This is a genomic window from Nonomuraea composti (assembly GCF_012034275.1).
Classification (GTDB): domain Bacteria; phylum Actinomycetota; class Actinomycetes; order Streptosporangiales; family Streptosporangiaceae; genus Nonomuraea; species Nonomuraea composti.
Map to the genome: position 1 here is coordinate 18,522 of NZ_JAATEP010000004.1, position 22,800 is coordinate 41,321.

The window sequence follows — 22,800 nt, forward strand, 5'->3', positions numbered from 1 at the left end:
CGTCAGCCTGTGGCATCTCACGCCGCAGCCAGGTCTGAGGCGAGGGTCGTGCGCGTCGCGGGGCTGGCTGTGGCAAGCGCCCCTGCGCGTGGCTAATCGCCGTGGCGAGCGCAGCGCCAGCGCGGGGAGCCGAGCGGTGGGTCAGCTGTCCACCGGTTGTGGGGGGATGGCTGGGGCGGTTTCGTCGGGGATGGGGTGGCCGATGCGGATTTCGCCGAGGCAGGCCGGTGGGCCGTTGCCGGTGGTGCGGATGGTGAGTTCTCCGCCCCCGCCGGCGATGCGGGCGAACGTCCGGCCGAGATCCTTGCCGGCGCGGACCTCCGTGACGCCGAGGCCGAGGCGGACCGACAGGGTGGTTTCGGCGGAGTTCAGGTAGGAGATCTGGGCGGTGTAGACGCCGCCGGGGAGGCGGCCGGGGAGGCGGAAGCGGACCTCGGACGGGCCGACCGGGACGCAGCCGCCGCGCTGCGGGAGGCGCAGGCCCTGGATGGCGACCGGCCGCAGCCGGCCCTGCGCGTCGAAGGTCAGCGGGTTCGGTACGGGGCCCGACAGCTCGCGCAGCCAGGTCACCGGCCACGGGTCCGGGACGCCGAGCACCTTGGAGTGCAGGGCGTAGTCGTGGAAGAAGGCGGCGGCGGCGACCCCGGGCGGCACGTACGTGTCGAGCACGGCGGTGCCGCGCGGCACGCGGGTGAGCGCCAGCGTGGCCGTCCCGACGTAGTCGCGCACGGTGCGGCCGAGCGGGCGGTCGGCGTAGGCGGCCACCGACCAGACGGAGCCGGCCGTGACGGCGGCGGCCAGCGGCGCCCACGCCCAGCGGAGCCGGGTGCGCGGGCGCAGCCACGGGTGTTCCTCGCCGTCGAGGGGGATGAAGGCCAGCCCGAGCACGATGGCGACGACGGTGGCGGTGGCGGCGAGGTAGCGCAGCTCGTACCCGAGGATGCCGGGGCCGAGCAGTTCGATGCGGCCGAGCAGGACCGGCACCACGTCGGCGAGCAGGAAGTAGCCGAGCAGGGTCGACCAGGCCAGCCAGGCGCGGCGCCGCCACCGGACGGAGACGGCCACGACGGCGGCGGTGATCGCCAGGCCCGCCCAGGTCAGCGCGTCTGGCGGGGCGGCCATGGCGTAGTCGTCGCCGATCGGCCGCCACTGCCAGGGGCCGCCCAGCGCGGACGGGATCAGGCCGCGCGAGCCCAGCATCCAGAAGAACTCGCCCGCCACGGCGGGGTCGGGCAGGCCGGGGGTCTGGGTCGCGTTGTTGATCTGGACGGAGTTGTACAGGCCGGTGAAGAAGATCCAGGAGTAGGCGGCCAGCAGGGCCGTGTAGGGGAGCCAGGCCCGCCAGTATCGCCAGAGCCGTTTCCAGGCCGCCGTTGCCTCATGGGCGGAGCCCCGTGCCAGCCAGCCGGCGGTGAGCACGAGCATCAGGATCGGGATGAAGGCGGCCTTGACGAAGAACAGCAGGCCGAACAGCGTCCACGCGCACGCCGCGACCACGTGCCGGATGCGGCCGTCCCGCACGTACAGGAGGTGCGAGGAGAGGGCCATCGGCAGCGCGAGCTGCAGCGGCAGCGTCTCCAGCACCGCCGCCCACCACGACAGCGACGGGATCGTCATGGGCGTGAGCAGGTAGAACCCGAGCGGCACGAGGATCGCCGGCCGCGCCCCGAACAGCAGCCGCAGCAGCCGCAGCAGCGCGAGGCCGGCCCCGGCCTGGAGGGCGATCGTCATCGTGTGGGCCAGCACCTCGTTGTAGCCGCCGAGGCGGGCCATCGCCCAGGAGATGCCGAAGCCGCCGGGCAGCAGGTGGCCGACGTCGACCCACATGAGGTAGTCCCAGGTGAAGCCGCTCTCCTGGCCCCTGATGATGTAGTGGAAGTCGTCCTGGCGGAAGAACGTCCGTCTGACCAGCTCGTACTTCCAGACGAGCTGTACCGCCACCATCACGATCCCGGTGGCGAGCACGACGTCGCCGCCGCGTAATCGCGTCCCCTGTGCGGTCATGGCCCCCAGCCTCCCGTCCCGGCGAAGAGTAACCAGGCGGAGGTGATCAGTGGAATGGGCGTTTCGGGGTTGTGATGTCATTGCGGGATGCCGCACACCGCCCGAGCCGGGCTCGCCGCCGCCCTTCTCGGGCTGGTCCTGGGGTGCCTGGCGCTGGGGCCGGCGCTGGGGTGGGGGTTCACGCTGCTCCAGGACATGGTGTTCGTGCCGGACCCGGTGTTCTCGCGGTTCACGTTCGGGCTGGCGGGCGGGGCGGCGCGGGTGGTGCCGAGCGACGCCGTGGTGACCGCGCTGGCGCAGGTGGTGCCGGCCGAGCTGGTGCAGAAGGGGATCCTGCTGGGGATCTTCGTGCTGGGCTGCTCGGGGGCGGCGCTGCTGCTGCCGTCGCAGGCGCTCGGGCCGAGGCTGGTGGCGGGGGCGTGCTACGTGTGGAACCCGTACGTGGCCGAGCGGCTGCTGATCGGGCAGTGGGCGCTGCTGCTCGGGTACGCGGGGCTGCCGTGGGTGGTGCGGGCCGTCGGGGAGGGCCGGCGGGTGGCCGTGGCGGTGCTGCCGGCGGCGGTGGGCGGGTTCGCGGCGATGACGGTCACCGCGCTCACGGCGCTGCCCGTGGCGCGGCGGAGCGTGCTGGTGCGGGTGGTGGCGGTGTTGGCGGTGTTCAGCCTGCCGTGGCTGGTCCCGACGGCGTTGCGGCCGGAGGGGATCGACGGGGACCCGGTGGGGGTGGACGCCTTCGCGGCCAGGGCCGACACGCCGTTCGGGACGGTGGGGAGCCTGCTGTCGCTGGGCGGGATCTGGAACAGGTACGCGGTGCCGCCGGGGTACGAGAGCGTGGTCGGGGCGGCGGCCAGGCTGGCGCTCACCCTTGTGGGGGTCGTCTTCTTCCTGCGCTCGCAGGTCCCGTACAAGCGGCGGCTGGGCGTGGCGGCGGCGATCGGGCTGGGCGTGGCGTGTGCGGGGGTGAGCGAGCCGGGGCGGGCGGCGTTCCGTTGGGTCGTGGGGGAGGTGTGGGGCGGGTTCGCGGTGTTCAGGGACGCCCAGCAGTACGTGGCGCCGCTGGCGCTGGTGGCGGCGCTGGGGCTGGGGCTGCTCGCCGAGCGGGTGGCCCGGGACCGCGTGTGGGTGGGGGCGCTCGCGCTGGTGCCGGTGGCCGTGCTGCCGACCATGGCGTGGGGCTCGCTGGGGCGGCTGGGGGCGGTGGCGTATCCGGCGAGCTGGACGGCCGCGCGGGAGGTGATCGCCCGGGATCAGGACCCGGGTGACGTGCTGGTGCTGCCGTTCGAGTCGTACCGGCGGTTCCCGTGGAACGGCGGGCGGGCGGTGCTGGATCCGGCGCAGCGCTTCTTCGCGACGCCGGGCCGGCGGGTGGTCTCCAACGACGCCGTACGGGTCGGCGGCATGGTCGTCGAGAGCGAGGATCCACGGGTCCAGGGGCTAGAACACGTACTAGAAGGCGATTCGCCCGACCTGCCGGGGGCGGGGTTTCGCTACGTGATAGTCGACTCGGGGACAGTTGAAGAACGGCAGAGCTTCGGCATGTGGCTACGGAGTGCGAGGGTCCTGATCGATACCGGTGACCTGCGGTTGTACCGTTTCGACGGCCCGGTGACGGCGGTTCCGCCGGAATAGGTACGCTGATCAGCGTCTTTGTTAAGATTTCGTCTAGCTACTTCCGAGTAGCAAGAATTGGTTCTAGGTTTAGGGACGCCCGCACCACTGTCCGCTCGAGGAGGAACCCCGTGATCAAGATCCTCTTAGCAGCGATGATCGGCATCGCCGTTGCGGCACTCGTGGCGACGGTCACCACCGTCTCCTTCACCGGCGCCACCGCCACGCCGGTCAACCAGCCGCTCTACAACTACGGCGACCGGTAACCCGAGCCGACCATGCCACCCTCTCCGCAAGGGGACGAGAGGGCGAGCCGGCCACCACTGCTTGAGATCGTCGTTCCGGCCCACAACGAGGAACGACGGCTTCCCGGGGGGCTCCTGCAGCTGTGCGCGAAGCTTGCCCGCATGCCGTTCCCCACGTCCGTCATCGTCGTGGACAACAACAGCACCGACCGCACGGCCGAGATCGTCAGCGGCTGGCCGCGCGGCTCCGTGCCCGTCCGCCTCATCCAGTGCGCGACCCCGGGCAAGGGCGCGGCCGTCAAGGCCGGGCTGCTCGGCACCAGCGCCCCGTTCGTCGGCTTCTGCGACGCCGACATGGCCACCGACCTCGACGCCATCGACGTGGCGCTCGGGCTGCTGCTGTCCGGCGAGCGCGTGGTGATCGGCTCCAGGGCCCATGGCGGCTCGCACGTCGAGAACCGCCACAGCAAGGTCAGGGAGCTGGGCGCGTTCGGGTTCCGTGCGCTGGCCGGCGCGCTCGTACGGGGCGTCGGCGACACCCAGTGCGGCTTCAAGTTCTTCGACGGCGTGCTCGCCCGCGAGACCGCCGCGCGGCTGCGGACGCCGGGCTTCGCGTTCGACGTCGAGCTGCTCGCGCGCTGTGTCGAGCGGGGCTCGACGGTACGGGAGATCCCCGTCCGCTGGCACGACATGCCCGGCTCGCGCTTCTCCCCGGCCCGGCACACGCTCGGCATCGTGCTGGAGCTCGGCCGGATCTGGCTGCGGCTGCACACCAGGCCCCGGCCGGCCACGGCCGCGCACCCGGCCTGGGAGCCGCCGCTCGACCCCGTCGGATATCCGTGAAGATCGCTGTCGTCAACTGGCGTGACCCCTGGCATCCCCAGGCCGGCGGCGCCGAGACGTTCGCCTGGGAGCTGGCCCGCCGCCTCGCGCGCGCGGGCCACCGGGTGTGCTTCGTCACGGCCCGGGCGCCCGGGCAGCGCCGGCGCGACACCGTGGAGGGGGTGCGTTTCGTCCGGATGGGCGGGGTCTTCTCCGTCTATCCGCTGGTTCTGGGCTGGCTGCTGCTCAGAAGGGGCCGCTTCGACGCGGTGCTCGACTGCCAGAACGGGATCCCGTTCTTCACCCCCTGGGTGGTACGGCGGCGCACCCGCGTCTTGTGCGTCGTGCACCACGTGCACGACCGGCAGTTCGGGGTGCACCTGCCGGGGTGGCTGGCCGCGTTCGGGCGCTTCCTGGAGGGGCCGGTGTCGCGGTGGAGCTACCGGCGGCACGCGAGCGTGGCGGTCTCGCCGTCCACGGTGCGGGCCATGCGGGAGCGGCTCGGGTGGCGCGGTCCCGTGCACATCGTGTCGAACGGGGTGAGCGTCGCTCAGCCCGGAGACATCGAGAAAAGTCCGGTTCCGCGCCTCGTCTGCCTCGGCCGGCTCGTCGCGCACAAGCGGGTCCACCTGCTGCTCGACGCCATCGCCGAGCTGCGCGAGCAGCGGCCCGGCCTGGTCGTGGACATCATCGGCCGCGGCCCCGAGGAGGCGGCCCTGCGAGCCCGGCTGCCCGAGGGCGTCACCCTGCACGGCTACCTGCCGGAGGAGGACAAGGCCCGCCTCGTCGCCCAGGCGTGGCTGCACGTGAGCACCTCGCAGGGCGAGGGGTGGGGGCTGAGCGTGCTGGAGGCCGCCGCGCTGGGCGTGCCGACGGTGGCGTTCGACGTGGACGGGCTGCGTGACGCCGTCCGGCACGGCGAGACGGGCTGGCTGCTGCCGGAGAGCACCGACCTGGCCAAGGGCATCGGCGCGGCACTCGACGAGCTGGACCACACTTATACCGTGAAATGTCGGGAATGGGCCGGGCGGTTCTCCTGGGACCGCAGCGCCGAACGCCTCACGGCCCTGCTGCACGGCTCCGACCCGGGACCGGGCTGGGAGGAGCGGTGAGCAAGCGGCCACCGGGAGGAGCGGTGGGCGACCGGCCGGTCAGAAGCCAAGTGCCCACCCTGCTTCCCACCGACAAGCTGGTGGCCGGGCGCCGCACCGGCGCCGGCCGCCCGGTGAGCGAGGCGGCCCGGCGCCGCCTCTGGCTGCTGCTGTGCTGCCTCGGCTTCGGCCTGCTGGCGTTCACCACCAAGCCGGGCCACCTCATCTCCGACACCAAGATGGACCTGGCGCTCAACCCGGTCGGCTGGCTGGAGCGCGCCGCCCACCTGTGGGACCTGCAACACTTCGGCCAGCTCCAGAACCAGGTGGCCGGCTACATCTTCCCGATGGGCCCGTTCTTCGCGCTGGGCGACCTGGCGGGCGTCGCGCCGTGGGTGACGCAGCGCCTGTGGCTGACGCTGCTGATGTGCGTGGCCTTCCTCGGCGTGGAGCGGCTGGGCCGGCAGCTCGGCATCGGCACGCCGGGCACCCGCATCGTGGCCGCGCTGGCGTACGCGCTGGCCCCGCGCACGCTGTCGATCCTCGGCGAGATCTCGATCGAGTGGCTGCCCGCCGCGATGCTGCCGTGGATCCTCATCCCGCTGCTCACCGCGTCGGAGACCGGCCAGCGGGCGCGCGGGGCCATCAGGTCGGCGCTGGCCGTGGCGCTGTGCGGCGGCGTGAACGCGGTCGCCGTGCTGGCCGTGCTGGTCGCGCCCGTCCTCTACATCGTGACCAGGCCGTACCCGGTGCCGCGCTGGCGGCTGCTGGCCTGGTGGTCGGGCGCCGTCGCGGTGGCCACCCTGTTCTGGTCGCTGCCGCTGCTGCTGGTGGGCCGCTACGCGTTCAACTTCCTGCCGTACACCGAGACCGCGAGCACCACGACGGCCGTCACCTCGCTCACGAACGTGCTGCGCGGCGCCTCCGACTGGGTGCGTTACCTGCCGCTGAACGGCGTCTTCGAGCAGCCGCCCGGCTTCACGATCGCCACCTCCGCGACCATGGTCGTCGTCACCGGCGTGCTGGCCGCGCTGGGCCTGGCCGGGCTGTCGCGCCGCGACCTGCCCGCCAAGGGGTTCGTGGTGGCGATGTTCCTGGTCGGCGTGGTGGCGCTGGTGGCGGGGCACGCCGGCGCGCTGGAGCCGATCGTGGCCGAGCCGGTGCGCTGGCTGCTCGACGGGCCGCTCGCGCCGCTGCGCAACCTGCGCAAGTTCGACCCGCTCGTCCGGCTCGCGCTCGCCTTCGGGCTGGCCCACCTGCTGGTACGCGCCAGGCTGCCGCTGCGGACGACGGCCGTGGCCGCGTTCGTCGCGCTCGTGCTGCCCGTCTTCAACCAGGGCCTGGCCGCGCCCGGTGACTTCCAGCAGGTGCCGACGCACTGGCGGGAGGCGGCCGGCTGGCTCGACCGCAACGCCGGCGACGACGGCGTGCTGGTGGTGCCGGGCGCCAAGTTCGGCGAGTACGTCTGGGGCCGCCCCCTGGACGAGCCCCTGCAAGCCCTGACCACCGCCCGCTGGACGGCGAGGCAGATCACCCCGCCCGGCTCCGTGGGCCTGAGCAGGCTGCTCGACGCCATCGACCAGCGGCTCACCGCCGGCCAGGGCTCGCCGGGGGTGACGGCCGTGCTGCGCCGCCTCGGCGTGCGCTACCTGCTCGTGCGCAACGACCTCAACCGGGCCAACCTCCAGGGCGCCTGGCCGTCGCGCATGTACGAGGCGCTGCGCGAGTCGCCCGGCATCAGGAAGGTGCGCTCGTTCGGCGACCTGGTCGGCGACCGGGAAACCGACGACGCGGTGAACCAGGTGGACGCCCCGTTCCCCGCGCTCGACCTGTACGAGGTGTCCGGCAGCTCCGACCTGGTCTCCGTGCAGCCGGCCGCCGACGCGCTGGCCGTGCGGGGCGGGCCCGACTCGCTGCTGGCCATGGGCGACCTCGGCCTGCTGGACGAGGGCCCGGTCCTGGTCAACGGCGACGCCGGCACCCGCGAGGCGCCGACCGTGGTCAGCGACGCACTGCGGCTGCGCGAGCGCTCGTTCGGCGAGATCCGGTCGAACTGGTCGCCCACCCTCACAGCCGACAGCAAGGCGGACTTCGGCGGGGTCAGGGAGCTGGATCTGCTGGAGGACGGCTGGCTGGAGGAGACGGCGGTGGCCGAGTACCACGGCATCGCCGGCATCAGCGCGTCCTCCTCGGTCGCGGACCCGTACGCGATCGCCGGGATCAGCAGCAGCGGCAGCGGCCCCTGGGCGGCCATGGACGGCAACGTCGAGACCGGCTGGCAGAACGACGGCTCCAAGTCCCCGCAGGGCGAATGGCTGCGCGTGGACCTGGCCGGGCGGATGCGGCTGCCGTACCTGAACGTCATGTTCGCCCCCGACCTGCTGCTCGGCCAGTCCGTGCGGCGGATCGCCGTGGAGACCGAGGCCGGCAGCCTGGTGCAGGACGTCACCAACAGCACCGACCCGCAGCGGCTGCGCGTGCCCGACGGGCCGACGACCTGGGTGCGGCTCAAGGTCGTCCGGACGGCGAGCGCGACGTGGAGCTACGGCCAGCGGATCGGCATCGTCGAGCTGTCGATCCCCGGCGTCACGGCCGGCCGCACGATCCGGCTGCCCGGCGAGGGCGACGTCTACGTCATGGACCGGGGGCTCGACGAGCGGCCCGCGTGCATGCGCAACCCGTACCGGTGGGTGTGCAACGAGGTGGCGCTGGCCAGGAAGGGGGAGGAGACCGGGTTCGACCGGACTTTCAGCGCCGCGTCCGGCTCGACGGCGAACGTGCGGGGAACCGCCGTGCTGAAGGATCCGGCGCTGGTCGACCGCTTCACCCGCATCCGTGCGGACCTGACCACTGTGACGGGCTCCTCCCAGCTCAGCGACGACGCCGTGGTCGCGCCCAGGTCGGCGTTCGACGCGGACGGGAGCACGACGTGGATCCCGGACTCGGACGACGCCGAGCCGACGCTCACCCTCGCCTGGAAGGGCAAGCGGAAGATCTCCCGGATCCAGATCGGCCGCCCGGGCGGCGACAAGCAGCCGCTGGACGTGATCGTCAGCGGCGACGGCGGGCAGGTGCGCGGCGGGCGGGTGGACGAGCGCGGCAACCTCACGTTCAAGGCCATGTCCACCTCGCGGCTCAAGCTCCGCTTCACCCCGTTCTCCAAGCGGCTGCAGGTGACCGAGCTGGTGGTGCCCGGCGTCGACCCGGTGGGCCGGCCCGCCGACGTCCCGCTCCGGCTGGCCTGCGGGCTCGGGCCCAGGATCGAGGTGAACGGCAAAGCCATCCCGACCAAGGTCGCCGGCACTCATGCCGACCTGCTCGAACAGCGGCCCGTGCAGATCCTCGGCTGCTCGAAGGCGGAGCTGGCCGAGGGGGACAACCGGGTGCGGGTGGCCGGCTGGGACCCGTACGCGATCGACTCGCTCGTGCTCGGCACGCTGCCGCGCCGGCCGGACGGCGTGGAGGGCTCGGTGTCGCGCGGGCTCTGGACCACCTCGGCCCGCGAGGTCACGGTGAGCGCGCCGAAGGACGCGTTCCTCGTCGTCAACGAGAACTACAACGCGGGCTGGCGGGCGCAGATCAGCGGCAAGACGCTCAAACCCGTACGGATCGACGGCTGGAAGCAGGGCTGGGAGCTGCCCGCCGGCACGCAGGGGACCGTCAGGCTCGACTACCTGCCCGACCGCCCCTACCGGCTCGCGCTGCTGCTCGGGCTGGCCGGGATCGCGCTGCTGGCGCTGGCCGCGCTGGCGCTGCGCGGGCCCCGCCCCGAGCACGTGCGCGAGACGGCCGCCGCCGCCTCCGGGCGGCTGGCCCGGCCGCGGGCGCCGGTCGTGGTGGTGCTCGCGCTGGCGTTCGGCGGCTGGGTGGCGAACTGGCAGGGCATGCTCGCGGTGCTCGCCGCCGTGCTCGTGACGCTGCTGCTGCGGGCCCGCGGGCGGCCCGCGCACTGGGCGGCGGCCGGGAGCTTCGGCGTGGCCACGGTGTCGCTGGCGGCCGCCATGGTGCTGCGCGACTATGGCATCGACGTGGAGCCGCTGATGGACCACGTGCCGCAGCTCGCCGCCGTGGCGGCCGTGGGCGTGCTGTTCGGCCAGCTCGTCACGGAGCCGGCGCGGCCGGCAGCGGAGCCCGCGCGGGAGCGGGCGGAGCAGGTGCTGACCGGTGTCCGCTGAGCCTGAGCGCGGGCACCTCGATGAGGTGGTGGCTGCCGACGCTCAGCAGCATCGTCACGATGAACGACACCGCCGCCACGCTGGCGAAGTCGCCCTGGAACGGCTGCGCGCCGGTGAGCTTGAGCTGCAGCGTGATCACCGGCGCGTGCCAGAGGAAGAAGCTGTAGGAGATGCGGCCCAGGTAGGCGCCGACGGGGTTGCCGAGCACGCGGTTCCGCAGCGAATCGGGGCGGGAGGCCAGCGCGAACGGCGCCACCAGGAGCACGGCCACGGCCGTCTCCAGGCTGACCCGCCACAACGACTGCGACAGGGTGGGCAGCGTGAGCGTGCGGGGGCCGGCCAGCTCGGTGCTGAGCACGGCGTACAGCAGGCCCGCCAGCACGAGGAGCTGCGGCGCCAGCGAGTCGATCACGCGGCTGTGCCCGATCCACACCGACAGCACCGCCATCGCCATGCCGCAGGCGAAGTAGACCAGGTGGTACGGCAGCAGCAGCGCGATCTGCGGCTGCTCGAACAGGCGGGCGGCGACCACGGCGGCCACGGTGATCAGCGGCAGCACGCCGATGCCGACCAGCAGCCGCACCGGCGTGTTGCCGCGGCGCGCGAAGCGGTGCAGCAGCCACGCCAGGATCGGCAGCAGCACGTAGAACGACATCTCGATGGGCAGCGTCCACATCTGGTACAGCCCGTCGGGCACCGGGTCGCCGGGGAAGAAGTTCTGGGCCAGGAGCAGCCACTTGAGCCAGCCGGTCCAGTCGTCGAACGGGCTCCACGCCCACAGCACCAGAGCGGTCACGAGCCAGTAGACCGGCATCACCCGCAGCACCCGGCGCCACAGGTAACGCAGCGGCTGTGGCCGTGCCGTATTCTCGATCACCGCGCGCGCCCACGGGCGGTAGAGCAGCAGGCCCGACAGGAGGAAGAAGATGGGTACGGCGATCCCGAGGCGGCTCATCATCCACGGGAGCATGCCCTCGCGGTACATGACACCCGTGTTGCTCCCGACGTGCAGCAGCCAGACGCCGAGTGCCGCGATCGCCCGGATGCCGTCGAGTGCGGCGTCCCTGCTCTTCATCGCTGCTCCTGCTTTCTCGCTTTCCCGGCCGTCCGACAGGTAGCGGGCCGGGGCCGAAACCACGATAGAACTTGTTTCTATCAATTTGGTTGCGGTGCGCGGGCCGCCGGTGACGTCCCTCACTCACTGTCATACTTTGTTGCTCGACGATCGGGAACAAACGACAACATGTTCTACAAAATGCGGAGGCCTCGATGGGTCGTATCTCCACGCTCGTCCTCATCGGGTTCGGGGCTTTCTTCATCGCGCTGGCGCCCCTGCTGAAATTCTGGGCGGCCGGCCAGATCATCTCCGCGCCGGCGGACCAGTTCGGCATCTCGCGGCTGGAGGCCAAGGGCGCCCGGTACTTCTCCCTCCAGGACCTCAAGGTGCTGACCGGTGACCTCGACATCATCGTCACCACGCGCGGGGACGTGAAGGAGGCCAAGGACGACCACGTGGTCTGGGACGAGGCCACGGTCGTCAACGACGTCACCAACAGCCGCCCGCAGATCGACATCTCCGAGCGCCGCAGCGCCTTCAACCGCTACACCGGCCTGGCGGTGAACTGCTGCAGCAACAACGTCGAGAAGGCCCCGGTGACGCTGGAGGGGCAGGTCTACAAGTTCCCCTTCGACGTGGAGAAGAAGACGTACAAGGTGTTCAACGCCACGGCGCAGAAGGCGTTCGACGCGGTGTTCGTGCGCGAGGACAAGGTCAACGGGCTGCCCGTCTACGTCTTCGAGCAGACCGTGCCGCCGACCAAGACCGAGACCCGCACCGCTCCTGCGAACGTGCTCGGCATCACCGGCGAGACCGGCGACGTGCAGGTGGACCGCTGGTACGACGGCAAGACGACGTTCTGGGTGGAGCCGGTCACGGGCTCGCCGGTGCGGCAGGAGGTGCAGCGGCACGAGGTGCTCAAGACCCAGGACGGGGTGGAGCGCTCGGCGGCCTTCATCGCCACCGCGAAGATGACCGAGGCGACGGTGAACGACCTGGTCAAGAACGCGCAGAGCGGCAAGAACACCATCAACCTGCTGCGCAACGTCATCCCGCTGGTGCTGCTCGTCGTGGGCGTCCTGCTCCTCGTGGCCGGGGTGCTCGTCGGCCGCCGCCGGCCGGAGCCGGCCGAGTAAATTCAGGCGCTATTTATCGGGCCCGTGAGAACGGGCCCTTTTTCATTGACTGCCATTCTTTACTAGAACGAGTTATAGCCCGACGTTACTCATCAGTACCAGACGAAAGGTTCTAGTCTAGAACACGTTGCAGTTTGCCGTCCGCCGGACGTATTGTCGGGCCATGCGGACACGTGTCACGGACATGTTCGGAATCGAGCTCCCGATCTTCGCGTTCAGCCACTGCAGGGACGTGGTCGCCGCCGTCAGCCGGGCCGGCGGCATGGGAGTGCTCGGAGCGCTCTACTTCACGCCCGAAGAGCTCGAGACCGAGCTCAAGTGGATCGACGACCACGTGGACGGCAAGCCGTACGGGGTGGACGTCGTCATGCCGGCCTCGTACGAGGGCGCCGACTTCGCCCCCGAAGAGCTGGTCGGCCGCCTCCAGGCCATGATCCCCGAAGGCCACCGGGCCTTCGTCGAGAACCTCCTCGCCAAGCACGGCGTCCCGCCGCTGTCGGCCGACGCGGAGGCGGGCCGCGTCCTGCTCGGCTGGACGGACGCCACCGCCCGCCCGCAGGTCGAGGTCGCCCTGCGCCACCCCATCGCGCTGCTCGCCAACGCCCTCGGGCCGCCGCCCGCCGACGTGGTGGAGCTCGCCCACGCGCACGGCGTCAAGGTCGCCGCGCTCGCCTCCACCCTCCGCCACGCGCTCAAACAGGTCGAAGTCGGCGTGGACGTGGTCGTCGCCCAGGGCACCGAAGCCGGCGGCCACACCGGCGAGATCTCCACCATGGTCCTCATCCCGCAGGTCGTGGACGCCGTGGACGTGCCCGTGCTGGCCGCGGGCGGCATCGGCAACGGCCGCCAGATGGCCGCCGGCCTGGCACTCGGCGCCGAAGGCGTCTGGACGGGCTCGATCTGGCTGACCGTCGAGGAGGCCGACACGCCCGAGCCGGCCAGGCGCCGCATCCTGGAGGCCACCTCCCGCGACACCGTCCGCTCCCGCAGCTGGACCGGCAAGCCCGCCCGCCTGCTCAGGAACGAGTGGACCGAGGCGTGGGAGTCGGAGGAGTCGCCGGGGACGCTGCCGATGCCGCTGCAGTTCATGCTGGTCTCGGACGCGCTGCGCCGCATCGGCCGCTCGGACGCCACGGAGCTGGCCACGTTCCCCGCCGGGCAGATCATCGGCGTGATGAACCAGGTCCGCTCGGCCAAGGACGTGGTGTTCGGCCTCGTGGAGGAGTACGGCGAGGCAGTGGAACGCCTGGACCGCCTCACCGGCGACTGACCACTCGAACGGGCGCCGGCCACAGGTCGCCGGCGCCCAGGCCGGTGCGATTCATGACCTCATGATGCGTCCTGCCCGTGCCTCGCGCCGCCGAGCTCGCTCACCGCCCTTCGTAGCGGGCCGGGCGCTTTTCGCGGAAGGCGCGGGTGCCCTCCTTGGCGTCCTCCGAGCCGATCACCGGCCAGCCCAGCTCGTCCGACACCTTCAGGGCCTCCACCTCCGGCATGCCCAGCGTGTCCCGGTATGTCCGCAGGATGGCCTGCACCGCCAGCGGCCCCGAGGCGGCGATGTCCTCGGCCAGCTCGCGGGCCGTAGCGAGGGCCTGGCCGTCCGGGACGACGCGGTTGACCAGCCCCATCGACAGGGCTTCGGCGGCGGTGACGGGGCGGCCGGTGAGCAGGAGGTCCATGGCGTGGCAGTACGGGATCTGGCGGGGCAGCCGCACGGCGCTGCCCCCCATGGGGAACAGGGCCCGCTTGGCCTCGAACAGGCCCAGCGTGGCGGACTCGGCGACGACGCGCAGATCCGTGCCCACCAGCAGCTCGGTGCCGCCGGCGACCGCGTAGCCCTCGACGGCGCAGATGATCGGCTTGGTGGGCAGGTCCTCGCGCAGCAGGCCCTTCCAGTGGAAGTTGGGGATCTGCGCGGCCCTGGCCTGCACCTGCGGGTCGGTGGAGGGCTGGCCCATGGCTTTCAGATCGGCGCCGGCGCAGAACGTGCCTTCGGCCCCGGTCAGGATCGCCACCCGGATCCCGGGCTCCTGCGACGCGTACGCCCAGGCGGAGGCGAGGCCGATCAGCATGTCCGAGGACAGGGCGTTGCGGGCCTCCGGCCGGTTCATGGTGACGGTCAGGACGTGGCCGTCGCGTTCGATCCGGCAGTGGGGGGTGCTGATCGGCAGGAGCTCCACGGACGCCTCCGGAGTGATGAGATCAAGCGCTTGCTACGAAGTTGGGCCCAGGATACGCTCCGACCAGCAAACGAGAACAGGTTCCTGTTTTGCACGCCCTGAGCTGAGGAGATCAGATGGGCACGCTCGGTTTCTGGAGGCTCGCGCAGGCGGATCCCGAGTGGATCGCGGCCGTGGACCCCGACGGCACCCAGCACCGCGCGGGCGACCTCCTGGCCCGTTCGAACCGGCTCGTGCACGGCCTGCGCGAGCTCGGCCTGCGGCCCGGCGACGGCATCTGCGGCCTGGTGCCGAACGGCGCCGACGGGCTCGTCCTCTACCTGGCCGCGCTCCAGGCCGGCTGGTACTACACGCCGATCAACTGGCACCTGACCGGGCCCGAGATCGCCTACATCGTCTCGGACAGCGAGGCCAAGGCGTTCTTCGTGCACCCCCGCTTCGCCGAGGAGGGCGCCAGGGGGGCCGAGGCCATCGCGCCCGAGCGCCGCTTCCTGCTGAACGCGGAGCCGGCTGAGGAGCTTCGGCGGGTGGGCTCGCCGATCGACGGCTTCCGTCCGATGAGCGAGCTGGTCGAAGGGCGGCCCGGCAGCGCGCCTGAAGATCGCACCGCGGGCGCCACCATGCACTACACCTCCGGCACCACCGGCAAGCCCAAAGGGGTCAGACGGCCGCTCAGCGGCCTCGATCCGGACGACGCCGCCGAGCTCATGACGTTCCTGCTCGGACTGTTCGGCATCACCCCCGGCCGCCCGAACGCCCACCTCGTCACCTCGCCCAGCTACCACACGGCGGTGACCCAGTTCGGCGGCACGGCCCTGCACATGGGGCACACGCTCGTCTACATGGACAAGTGGAACGCCGAGGAGATGCTCGCCCTCTGCGAGCGCCACCGCGTCACGAACTCCCACCTGGTCCCGACCCACTTCAAGCGCCTGCTCGCGCTCCCGGAGGAGACCCGGCGCAAGTACGACCTGTCGTCGCTGCGCTGGATGATCCACGCCGCCGCCCCCTGTCCCGTCCCGGTCAAATGGGCGATGCTCGAATGGTGGGGCGACTGCGTGTACGAGTACTACGCGGCCACCGAAGGCGGCGGCACCCTCGCCACGCCCGCCGACTGGAAGGCCCACCCCGGCACCGTCGGCAAGGCGTGGCCGATCAGCGAGCTGCTGATCGTCGACGAGCAGGGCGAGCCGGTGCCCACCGGCACCCCCGGGACGATCTACATGAAGATGATGGGCGTCCAGTTCGAGTACAAGGGCGACCCCGCCAAGACCGCCGCGAACCGCCTCAAGGACCACTTCACGGTCGGCGACATCGGATACCTGGACGAAGAGGGCTTCCTCTACCTCTGCGACCGCAAGGCCGACATGATCATCTCGGGTGGGACGAACATCTACCCCGCCGAGATCGAGAACGAGCTCATGGTCCACCCGAAGGTGGCCGACGTGGCCGTGTTCGGCATCCCGGACGAGGAGTGGGGCGAGCAGATCAAGGCCGTGGTCGAGCCCGCCCCCGGCGCGGAGCCGGGCCCCGAGCTGGCCGCCGAGCTGCTGGCCTCGCTGGAGGGCCGGCTGGCCAGGATGAAGTGGCCCAAGAGCATCGACTTCATCGCCGAGATGCCCCGCGAGCCGAACGGCAAGCTGCTCAAACGCAAGCTCCGCGACCCGTACTGGGAGGGACACGACCGTGCCATCTGATCCCCTGGTCGCTCAGCACGTCCTGGAGTTCCCCGGCGGCTACACGCGTACGACGGGGCCGGTCATCGGCCGCTTCCTCAGCGAGCTGCGCGCGCGCCGCATCGTCGGGGTGCGGACGGCTGAGGGGCGGGTGCTCGTCCCCCCTCTCGAGTACGACCCCGCGACCGGTGAGCCGGTGACCGGCGAGTACGTCGAGGTCGGCCCGGCCGGCACGATCACGACGTGGGCCTGGGTGGACGAGCCGCTCGACACCCACCCCCTCGACCGGCCCTTCGCCTGGGCCCTCATCCGGCTCGACGGCGCCGACTCCGACCTCCTGCACGCCGTGGCGGCCGAGAACCCGAAGGCTCTGGCGGCCGGCGCCCGCGTCTGGCCGGTGTGGCGCGACCGGCCGACCGGCCACATCACCGACATCTCCCACTTCGCCCCCGAGGTCACGAAGATCGTGTCCGAGGTGCGGGCCGAGTACCGCCTCCAGGCCGGCGGCGCGCTGCGCGTCTTCCTGGAGGGCGTCGAGCGCGGCGTCTTCCTCGGCAGCCGCTGCGAGCAGTGCGAGAAGGTGTACGTGCCGCTCCGGCTGGCCTGCCCCGAATGCGGAAACACCCTCCCGGAGACGCTCGAACTCCCCGACACCGGCACGATCACCACCTTCGCCATCAACAACCTGCCCGATCCCCGGGCCCCGGAGGTGCCGTTCGTGTCGGCGTACATCCTGCTCGACGGGGCCGACATCCCCATGATCGCCCTCATCGGGGACGTACCCGCACACGAGGTGCGCCAAGGCATGCGGGTCAAGGCGGTCTGGGTGCCCGAGAGCGAGCGCACGGCGTCCATGGCGAACATCCGCTGGTTCGCCCCCACCGGCGAGCCCGACGTGGAGCTGACATGAGAGACGTGGCGATCGTCGCGTTCGCGCAGACGCGGCACACCGATCACGACACCGGCCTGAGCGAGCACGAGCTGATCCACCCGGTGATCAGCGAGGTCAAGGAGCGCACCGGGCTCAGGCGCTTCGGCTTCACCTGCTCGGGGAGCTGCGACTACCTGGCGGGGGCACCGTTCTCCTTCGTGTCCGCGCTAGACGCGCTGGCCGCCTGGCCGCCCATCTCCGAGAGCCACGTCGAGATGGACGGCGCCTGGGCCCTGTACGAGGCGTGGGTGCGGCTCCAGCACGGCGACATCGACTCCGCCCTCGTCTACGGCTTCGGCAAGTCGTCCCTGGGCGACCTGCGGACGATCATGACGTTGCAGCTCGACCCGTACTATCTGGCGCCGCTCGGCCTCGACCAGCTCTCCTACGCCGCCCTCCAGGCCGCCGCCGTGGGGGCCGACCGGGGGGAGCTCGACGAGATCGTGCGGCGCAGCCGGGCCGACGGCAGGAGCAACCCGTACGCGTTCGACCTGCCCGACCCTCCTGGCGGCGAGGACTTCGCCGTCCAGCCGCTCGGGAAAGCGGACGTGCCGCCCATCACGGACGGCGCCGCCGCGATCGTCCTGGCCGCCGGGGACCTGGCCACGGAGCTGTGCGACCGCCCCGCCTACATCCGGGGCATCGCGCACCGCACCGAGCCGCACTACCTGGGCCTGCGCGACCTGGCGAAATCGGCCTCGGCCGCCGACGCCGCCCGCGCCGCCGGCGTCGGCAAGGGGCCCGTCGAGGTGGCCGAGCTGCACGCCCAGTTCCCCCACGAGGAGATCATCCTGCGCCGCGCCCTGGAGCTGGGCGGCGACACCGTGATCAACCCGTCCGGCGGCCCCCTGGCCGCCAACCCCGTCATGGCCACCGGCCTCATCCGCCTCGGCGAGGCCGCGCGCCGCATCCACGACGGGACGGCGAGCCGCACGGTCGCGCACGCCGCGAGCGGCCCCTGCCTGCAGCAGAACCTCGTGACCGTCCTGGAGGCATGACCATGGGTAACCGGTGTGCGGTCATCGGCGTCGGCCAGACGCACTACACGACCAAGCGCAGGGACGTCTCCATCGCCGGCCTGGTCCGCGAGGCGGCGCTGCGCGCCCTGGAGGACGCCGGGCTGACGTTCAAGGACATCGACGCCGTCGTCATCGGCAAGGCGCCCGACCTGTTCGAGGGCGTCATGATGCCGGAGGCGTACCTCGCCGACGCCCTCGGCGCGGCCGGCAAGCCCATGATGCGGGTGCACACGGCCGGCAGCGTCGGCGGCTCCACCGCGCTCGTCGGCGCCTCGCTCATCCAGGGCGGCGTGCACGAGCGCGTGCTCGTGGTCGCGTTCGAGAAGCAGTCGGAGTCCAACGCCACCTGGGCCCTGTCCACCCACCTGCCGTTCAGCGCTTCGCTGGTGGTCGGTGCGGGCGGCTACTTCGCGCCGCACATCCGCGAGTACATGCGCAGATCCGGCGCTCCCGGACACATCGGCACGCTCGTGGCGGTCAAGGACCGGCTGAACGCGCTCAAGAACCCGTACGCGCACCTCAAGATCCCCGGCATCGACCAGAAGATGGTCGAGTCCACGCCCATGCTCTGGGAGCCCATCCGCTACCTGGAGACCTGCCCGTCCAGCGACGGCGCCTGCGCGATCGTGCTGGCCTCGGAATCGGCCGCCACCGGCACCCCCGCCTGGGTGCACGGCACCGCCATGCGCTCCGAGCCGATCTTCCGCGCCGGCCGCGACACCGTCAGCCCGCAGGCGGGCAAGGACTGCGCCGCCGACGTCTACCGGCAGGCCGGCATCGCCGACCCGCGCCGGCAGATCGACGTCGCCGAGGTGTACGTGCCGTTCTCCTGGTACGAGCCGATGTGGCTGGAGAACCTCGGGTTCGCGGCGGAAGGTGAGGGCTGGAAGCTCACCGAGTCGGGCGCCACCGCGCTCGACGGCGACACCCCGTGGAACGCCTCCGGCGGGGTGCTGTCGAGCAACCCGATCGGGGCGTCGGGGCTGATCAGGTTCGCCGAGGCCGCGCTGCAGGTGCGCGGCATGGCGGGCGAGCACCAGGTGGACGGCGCCCGGACGGCGCTCGGCCACGCGTACGGCGGGGGAGCCCAGTTCTTCGCGATGTGGATCGTCGGACGGGAGAAGCCCTGATGGAGTTCAACCACGCTGACCTGTTCGAGGGCCTCGCGGACACGATCGGGGACCGGACGGCCGTCGTCTGCGACCACGAGCGGCGCACCTACGCCGAGCTCGACACCGAGGCGAACCGGCTCGCCCACTACCTCCTCGACCTCGGCATCCAGCCCGGCCAGCACGTCGGCCTGCACCTCTACAACAGCATCGAATACCTGACCGGCATGCTCGCCGCCCTCAAGATCCGAGCCGTGCCGATCAACGTGAACTACCGCTACGTCGAGTCCGAGCTGCTCTACCTCTACCGCGACTCCGACATCCGGGCGCTCGTCTACGACGTCGAGTTCGAGCCGCGCGTGGCCGCCGTGCTGGACGAGGCGCCGCTGCTGGAGCACCTCGTCCACGTCGGCGGGCCGTCGGAGATCGGCAGGGCCGTGCCGTACGCGGCGGCGCTGGAGCGCGGCAAGCCGGAACGGGGCTTCGCGCCGCGCTCCGGCCAGGACGTCTACATCATCTACACCGGCGGCACCACCGGCATGCCCAAGGGCGCCATGTGGCACGTCGAGGACCTGTTCATGGGCTTCGGCGGCGGCAACCCGTACGGCGAGCCGCGCGCCACCCCGCAGGAGGTCATCGACGAAGCCGTCAAGGCCAACCCCATGGTCATGCTGGCCGCCTCCCCGCTCATGCACGGGGCCGCGCAGATGGCCACGTTCCTCACCTGGTGGATGGGCTCGACCATCGTGTTCGTGCGCAAGTTCGACGCCGACGCGGTGTGGCGGGCGGTCGGGCGCGAGCACGCGAACACCATCAGCATCACCGGCGACGCCATGGCCAGGCCGCTGGCCGAGGCCCTGGAGCGCGGCGAGTACGACGTCTCCTCGCTCTTCGTGATCAGCTCCACCGGCGCGATCCTGAGCGGCGCCGTCCGCGACCGCCTCCAGGAGCTGCTACCGAACGTGATGATCATGGACAGCTTCGGCTCCACCGAGTCCGGCTACACCGCCTCCGGCGTGGCCGGCTCCTCACCCGAGAAGGGCCTGCGCTACCAGCCGAACTCCGTGGTCAAGCTGGCCGTCCTCGACGAGAAGGGCCGCCCCGTCGAGCCCGGATCCGGCGTGCCCGGCACCGTGGCCAGGTCGGGGCGGGTGGCGTTCGGCTACTACAACGATCCCGCCAAGACGGCCCGCACGTTCGTCACCGACGAGGACGGCACCCGGTGGCTGCTCACCGGCGACCTGGCCACCGTCGACCCCGACGGCACCGTGAACGTCCTCGGCCGCGGCTCCCAGTGCATCAACACCGGCGGCGAGAAGGTGTTCCCCGAGGAGGTCGAGGCCGTGCTCAAGGGGCACCCGGCGGTGTTCGACGCCGTGGTGACCGGGGTGCCCGACGAGCGCTGGGGGAGCAGGGTCGCCGCCGTCGTCGAGCCGCGGCCCGGCGTCGAGGTCACGCCCGCCGAGCTGGATGCGCACTGCCGGCAGCTCCTGTCCGGGTACAAGGTGCCGCGCACGTACGCGTTCGTGTCCCAGATGGTGCGCTCGCCGGCCGGCAAGGCCGACTACCGGTGGGCCCGCGAGACCGCCGCACGCGCCGGGCAGCCCGAGAGCTGACGGCGCCGGGGGCCGGGCTGGCGCGGCCCGGCCCCACGTGCGGCCTTGACCCACGCGTGGCCTTGGCCCACGTGCGGCCTTGACCCACGCGTGGCCTTGGCCCACGCGCGGCGGTGGCTGGGCCCACGATCGGGTGGGGCTAGCCACACTTCCGGCCTGACCAGGGCAAAGCACGCTCCGTCCGGTGCAAGAGTGGAGGCACCGAACGAAGCGAGGAAAAGTCATGAAATTGCGGGCATCGTGGCCGGCCCGCGCCGCAGCGGGATTCCTCCGGTCCTGCGCCGTGGCGGCCGTCAGCATGCTGATCCCGGCCGTGTGGGCCGTCTCCGTCGCCTGGGGCATCCGGTGGGGGGCGGCCAACCCGTGGTCGTGGCTCGGGCCACTCGTGCTGACCTGCGCCGGAACGCTCGCCCTGACCCGCCCCGTCTGCCGGACGTTCCGCTTCCTCGTCGCGAGCTGGACCGGCACCGTCGTCCCCGCCGGCTACCGTCAGGCCGGGCCCGTCACCCAGCTCTCCACCGGCTACTGGTGGAACGGCTTCAGCTACGAGCGCACCCGGCGCGACGCCCTCATGGACCAGAGCCGGCACCTCCGCTGGAAGGACCCCGCCAACTGGCGCGACCTGCGGTTCTGCGCGATCGTCCCCTTCACCGCGGGCCTGGTGGCCGCTGTCTCGCCGGCCGCCGCCGCGGCCGCCGTCCTCGCGCTCCTCTCGCCGTCACCCGCCGTCGCGGTTCTTGGCGTGGTCGTGGCCGTCACCACCGCACCGTACGCCTGGCGCCCCGCCGTACGGATCACCGTCCGCTTCCTGCGCCCGACCCCCGCGATGGCGCTGGCCGGCCGCGTGGAGGAGCTGACCGCCCAGCGCGCCGACACCACGATCGCGCAGGCCGCCGAGATCCGCCGCATCGAGCGGGACCTGCACGACGGCGCCCAGGCCCGCCTCGTCGCGCTCGGGCTCGCCCTCGCGACCGCGGAGAAACTCATGGAGACCGACCCGGACCAGGCCAGAGCGCTCCTGCGCGACGCGCGCGCCGGCGCCGCCACCTCGCTCACCGAGCTGCGCGAGCTGGTCCGCGGCATCAGCCCGCCCGTCCTGAACGAACGCGGCCTCGCCGACGCCGTCCGCGCCCTCGCCATGGACAGCCCCCTCGAAACCGTGGTCACCGCCGACCTGCCCCGGCGCCTCGACCCGCCCATCGAGTCCGCCCTGTACTTCGGCATCGCCGAGCTGCTGACCAACGCCGCCAAGCACGCCGCCGCCACCCGCGCCCACGTCTCCCTCACCCGGCAGGACACCTCCGTCACCGCGGACGTCGAGGACGACGGTCACGGCGGCGCCCACGCCTCATCCGGCGGCGGGCTGAGCGGGCTGCGCCGCCGCCTGGCCGCCTTCGACGGCTCCCTGGAGATCACCAGTCCGGACGGCGGGCCGACGCGTGTGAGGATGGTCCTGCCATGCGCATCGTTGTAGCCGAAGACCTCTACCTCCTGCGCGACGGGATGGTCCGCCTCCTCCAGGCGTACGGGCACGAAGTCGTCGCCACCGCCGCCACCGGGCCCGAGACGCTTCAGGCGCTGCTCAAGTGGCGGCCCGACGTCGCGGCCGTCGACGTCCGCATGCCGCCCGGCCAGTCCGACGAAGGGCTGCGCGCCGCGCTGGCCGCCCGCCGCGAAGCACCCGGGCTGCCCGTCCTGATCCTCTCCCAGCACATCGAGCAGCTCTACGCCCGCGAGCTGCTCGCCGACGGCACCGGCGGCATCGGCTACTTCCTCAAGGACAGCGTCTTCGACGCCGACCAGTTCATCGACGCGCTCGAACGCGTCGCCGCCGGCGGCACCGCCATGGACCCCGCCGTCATCGCCCGGCTCCTGTCCAGCGGCACCTCCAACCGGCGCCTGGCCCGGCTCACCGAACGCGAGCACGACGTCCTCGCCCTCATGGCCGAAGGGCTGTCCAACCAGGCCATCGGCCGGCGGCTGTTCCTCAGTGACTCCGCGATCAGCAAGTACACCACTTCGATGTTCGGCAAGCTCGGGCTCGTGGACGACGACGACAGCAACCGGCGCGTCCTCGCCGTCCTCACCTACCTCAACAAGGCCCCTGATTGACCATGGTTCATGGCAGGCG

General features: G+C 72.0%; 17 protein-coding genes. 14 read left to right on the top strand and 3 right to left on the bottom strand.

Features of this window, described 5'->3' with window-relative positions:
• Positions 1–141 precede the first annotated feature (141 nt).
• Positions 142–2,004, bottom strand: a complete 1,863-nt coding sequence (locus HCN51_RS07435; RefSeq protein WP_168008114.1) for a hypothetical protein — start codon at positions 2,002–2,004, stop codon at positions 142–144.
• Between the two features lie 87 nt (positions 2,005–2,091).
• Between HCN51_RS07435 and HCN51_RS07440 the strand changes: the two genes are divergently transcribed.
• The 5 genes from HCN51_RS07440 (at position 2,092) to HCN51_RS07455 (ending at position 9,945) form a co-directional block, all read left to right on the top strand.
• Positions 2,092–3,633: an MmpA family trehalose lipid delivery protein gene (locus HCN51_RS07440; RefSeq protein WP_168008115.1), complete on the top strand. Its 1,542-nt coding sequence runs from the start codon at positions 2,092–2,094 to the stop codon at positions 3,631–3,633.
• Between the two features lie 110 nt (positions 3,634–3,743).
• On the top strand, positions 3,744–3,878 hold the full coding sequence (locus HCN51_RS61170) for a hypothetical protein (protein ID WP_277349952.1): 135 nt from the start codon (positions 3,744–3,746) through the stop codon (positions 3,876–3,878).
• A gap of 12 nt (positions 3,879–3,890) precedes the next feature.
• On the top strand, positions 3,891–4,700 hold the full coding sequence (locus HCN51_RS07445; protein WP_080042795.1) for a glycosyltransferase: 810 nt from the start codon (positions 3,891–3,893) through the stop codon (positions 4,698–4,700).
• Positions 4,697–5,791: a glycosyltransferase gene (locus HCN51_RS07450; RefSeq protein ID WP_168008116.1), complete on the top strand. Its 1,095-nt coding sequence runs from the start codon at positions 4,697–4,699 to the stop codon at positions 5,789–5,791. The genes HCN51_RS07445 and HCN51_RS07450 overlap by 4 nt, the downstream gene beginning before the upstream one ends.
• Positions 5,792–5,841: 50 nt before the next feature.
• Positions 5,842–9,945 carry an alpha-(1->3)-arabinofuranosyltransferase domain-containing protein gene (locus HCN51_RS07455; RefSeq protein ID WP_168008117.1) on the top strand — a complete coding sequence of 1,368 codons (4,104 nt, stop codon included), beginning with the start codon at positions 5,842–5,844 and terminating at the stop codon, positions 9,943–9,945.
• Here the strand turns inward: HCN51_RS07455 and HCN51_RS07460 are convergent.
• On the bottom strand, positions 9,872–11,020 hold the full coding sequence (locus tag HCN51_RS07460) for an acyltransferase family protein (RefSeq protein WP_168008119.1): 1,149 nt from the start codon (positions 11,018–11,020) through the stop codon (positions 9,872–9,874). The two genes, HCN51_RS07455 and HCN51_RS07460, sit on opposite strands and share 74 nt — an antisense overlap.
• A gap of 194 nt (positions 11,021–11,214) precedes the next feature.
• On the opposite strand from HCN51_RS07460, the gene pgfA reads away from it, so the two are divergent.
• Both pgfA and HCN51_RS07470 read left to right on the top strand, forming a co-directional pair.
• Positions 11,215–12,138, top strand: coding sequence for a cell envelope lipid trafficking protein PgfA (gene pgfA / locus HCN51_RS07465; RefSeq protein ID WP_168008121.1), 924 nt, complete (start codon positions 11,215–11,217; stop codon positions 12,136–12,138).
• Positions 12,139–12,301: 163 nt separating this feature from the next.
• A complete protein-coding gene (locus HCN51_RS07470) occupies positions 12,302–13,408 on the top strand; it encodes an NAD(P)H-dependent flavin oxidoreductase (RefSeq protein WP_168008123.1) in 1,107 nt (368 codons plus the stop codon).
• 100 nt (positions 13,409–13,508) lie between these two features.
• Here the strand turns inward: HCN51_RS07470 and HCN51_RS07475 are convergent, their stop codons facing one another.
• On the bottom strand, positions 13,509–14,318 hold the full coding sequence (locus HCN51_RS07475; RefSeq protein WP_168008125.1) for a crotonase/enoyl-CoA hydratase family protein: 810 nt from the start codon (positions 14,316–14,318) through the stop codon (positions 13,509–13,511).
• A 116-nt stretch (positions 14,319–14,434) separates the two neighbouring features.
• Here HCN51_RS07475 and HCN51_RS07480 point away from each other — a divergent pair, with 116 nt between their 5' ends.
• The 7 genes from HCN51_RS07480 to HCN51_RS07510 all read left to right on the top strand — a co-directional run bounded on the left by HCN51_RS07480 (position 14,435) and on the right by HCN51_RS07510 (position 22,781).
• Positions 14,435–16,015: an acyl-CoA synthetase gene (locus HCN51_RS07480; RefSeq protein WP_168008127.1), complete on the top strand. Its 1,581-nt coding sequence runs from the start codon at positions 14,435–14,437 to the stop codon at positions 16,013–16,015.
• Positions 16,005–16,904 carry a Zn-ribbon domain-containing OB-fold protein gene (locus HCN51_RS07485; protein ID WP_346433565.1) on the top strand — a complete coding sequence of 300 codons (900 nt, stop codon included), beginning with the start codon at positions 16,005–16,007 and terminating at the stop codon, positions 16,902–16,904. The genes HCN51_RS07480 and HCN51_RS07485 overlap by 11 nt, the downstream gene beginning before the upstream one ends.
• The gene (locus HCN51_RS07490) at positions 16,901–17,923 is read left to right on the top strand and encodes a thiolase domain-containing protein (protein ID WP_168008129.1); all 1,023 of its coding nucleotides are present in this window, start codon (positions 16,901–16,903) and stop codon (positions 17,921–17,923) included. The genes HCN51_RS07485 and HCN51_RS07490 overlap by 4 nt, the downstream gene beginning before the upstream one ends.
• Positions 17,924–17,925: 2 nt before the next feature.
• Complete coding sequence (locus HCN51_RS07495) at positions 17,926–19,074, top strand: thiolase domain-containing protein (RefSeq protein WP_168008575.1); 1,149 nt, start codon at positions 17,926–17,928, stop codon at positions 19,072–19,074.
• Positions 19,074–20,669 carry an acyl-CoA synthetase gene (locus HCN51_RS07500; protein WP_168008131.1) on the top strand — a complete coding sequence of 532 codons (1,596 nt, stop codon included), beginning with the start codon at positions 19,074–19,076 and terminating at the stop codon, positions 20,667–20,669. Before HCN51_RS07495 ends, HCN51_RS07500 begins: the two co-directional genes overlap by 1 nt.
• A gap of 223 nt (positions 20,670–20,892) precedes the next feature.
• Positions 20,893–22,143 carry a sensor histidine kinase gene (locus HCN51_RS07505; RefSeq protein ID WP_168008133.1) on the top strand — a complete coding sequence of 417 codons (1,251 nt, stop codon included), beginning with the start codon at positions 20,893–20,895 and terminating at the stop codon, positions 22,141–22,143.
• A complete protein-coding gene (locus HCN51_RS07510; RefSeq protein ID WP_168008135.1) occupies positions 22,128–22,781 on the top strand; it encodes a response regulator transcription factor in 654 nt (217 codons plus the stop codon). Before HCN51_RS07505 ends, HCN51_RS07510 begins: the two co-directional genes overlap by 16 nt.
• Positions 22,782–22,800 lie beyond the last annotated feature (19 nt).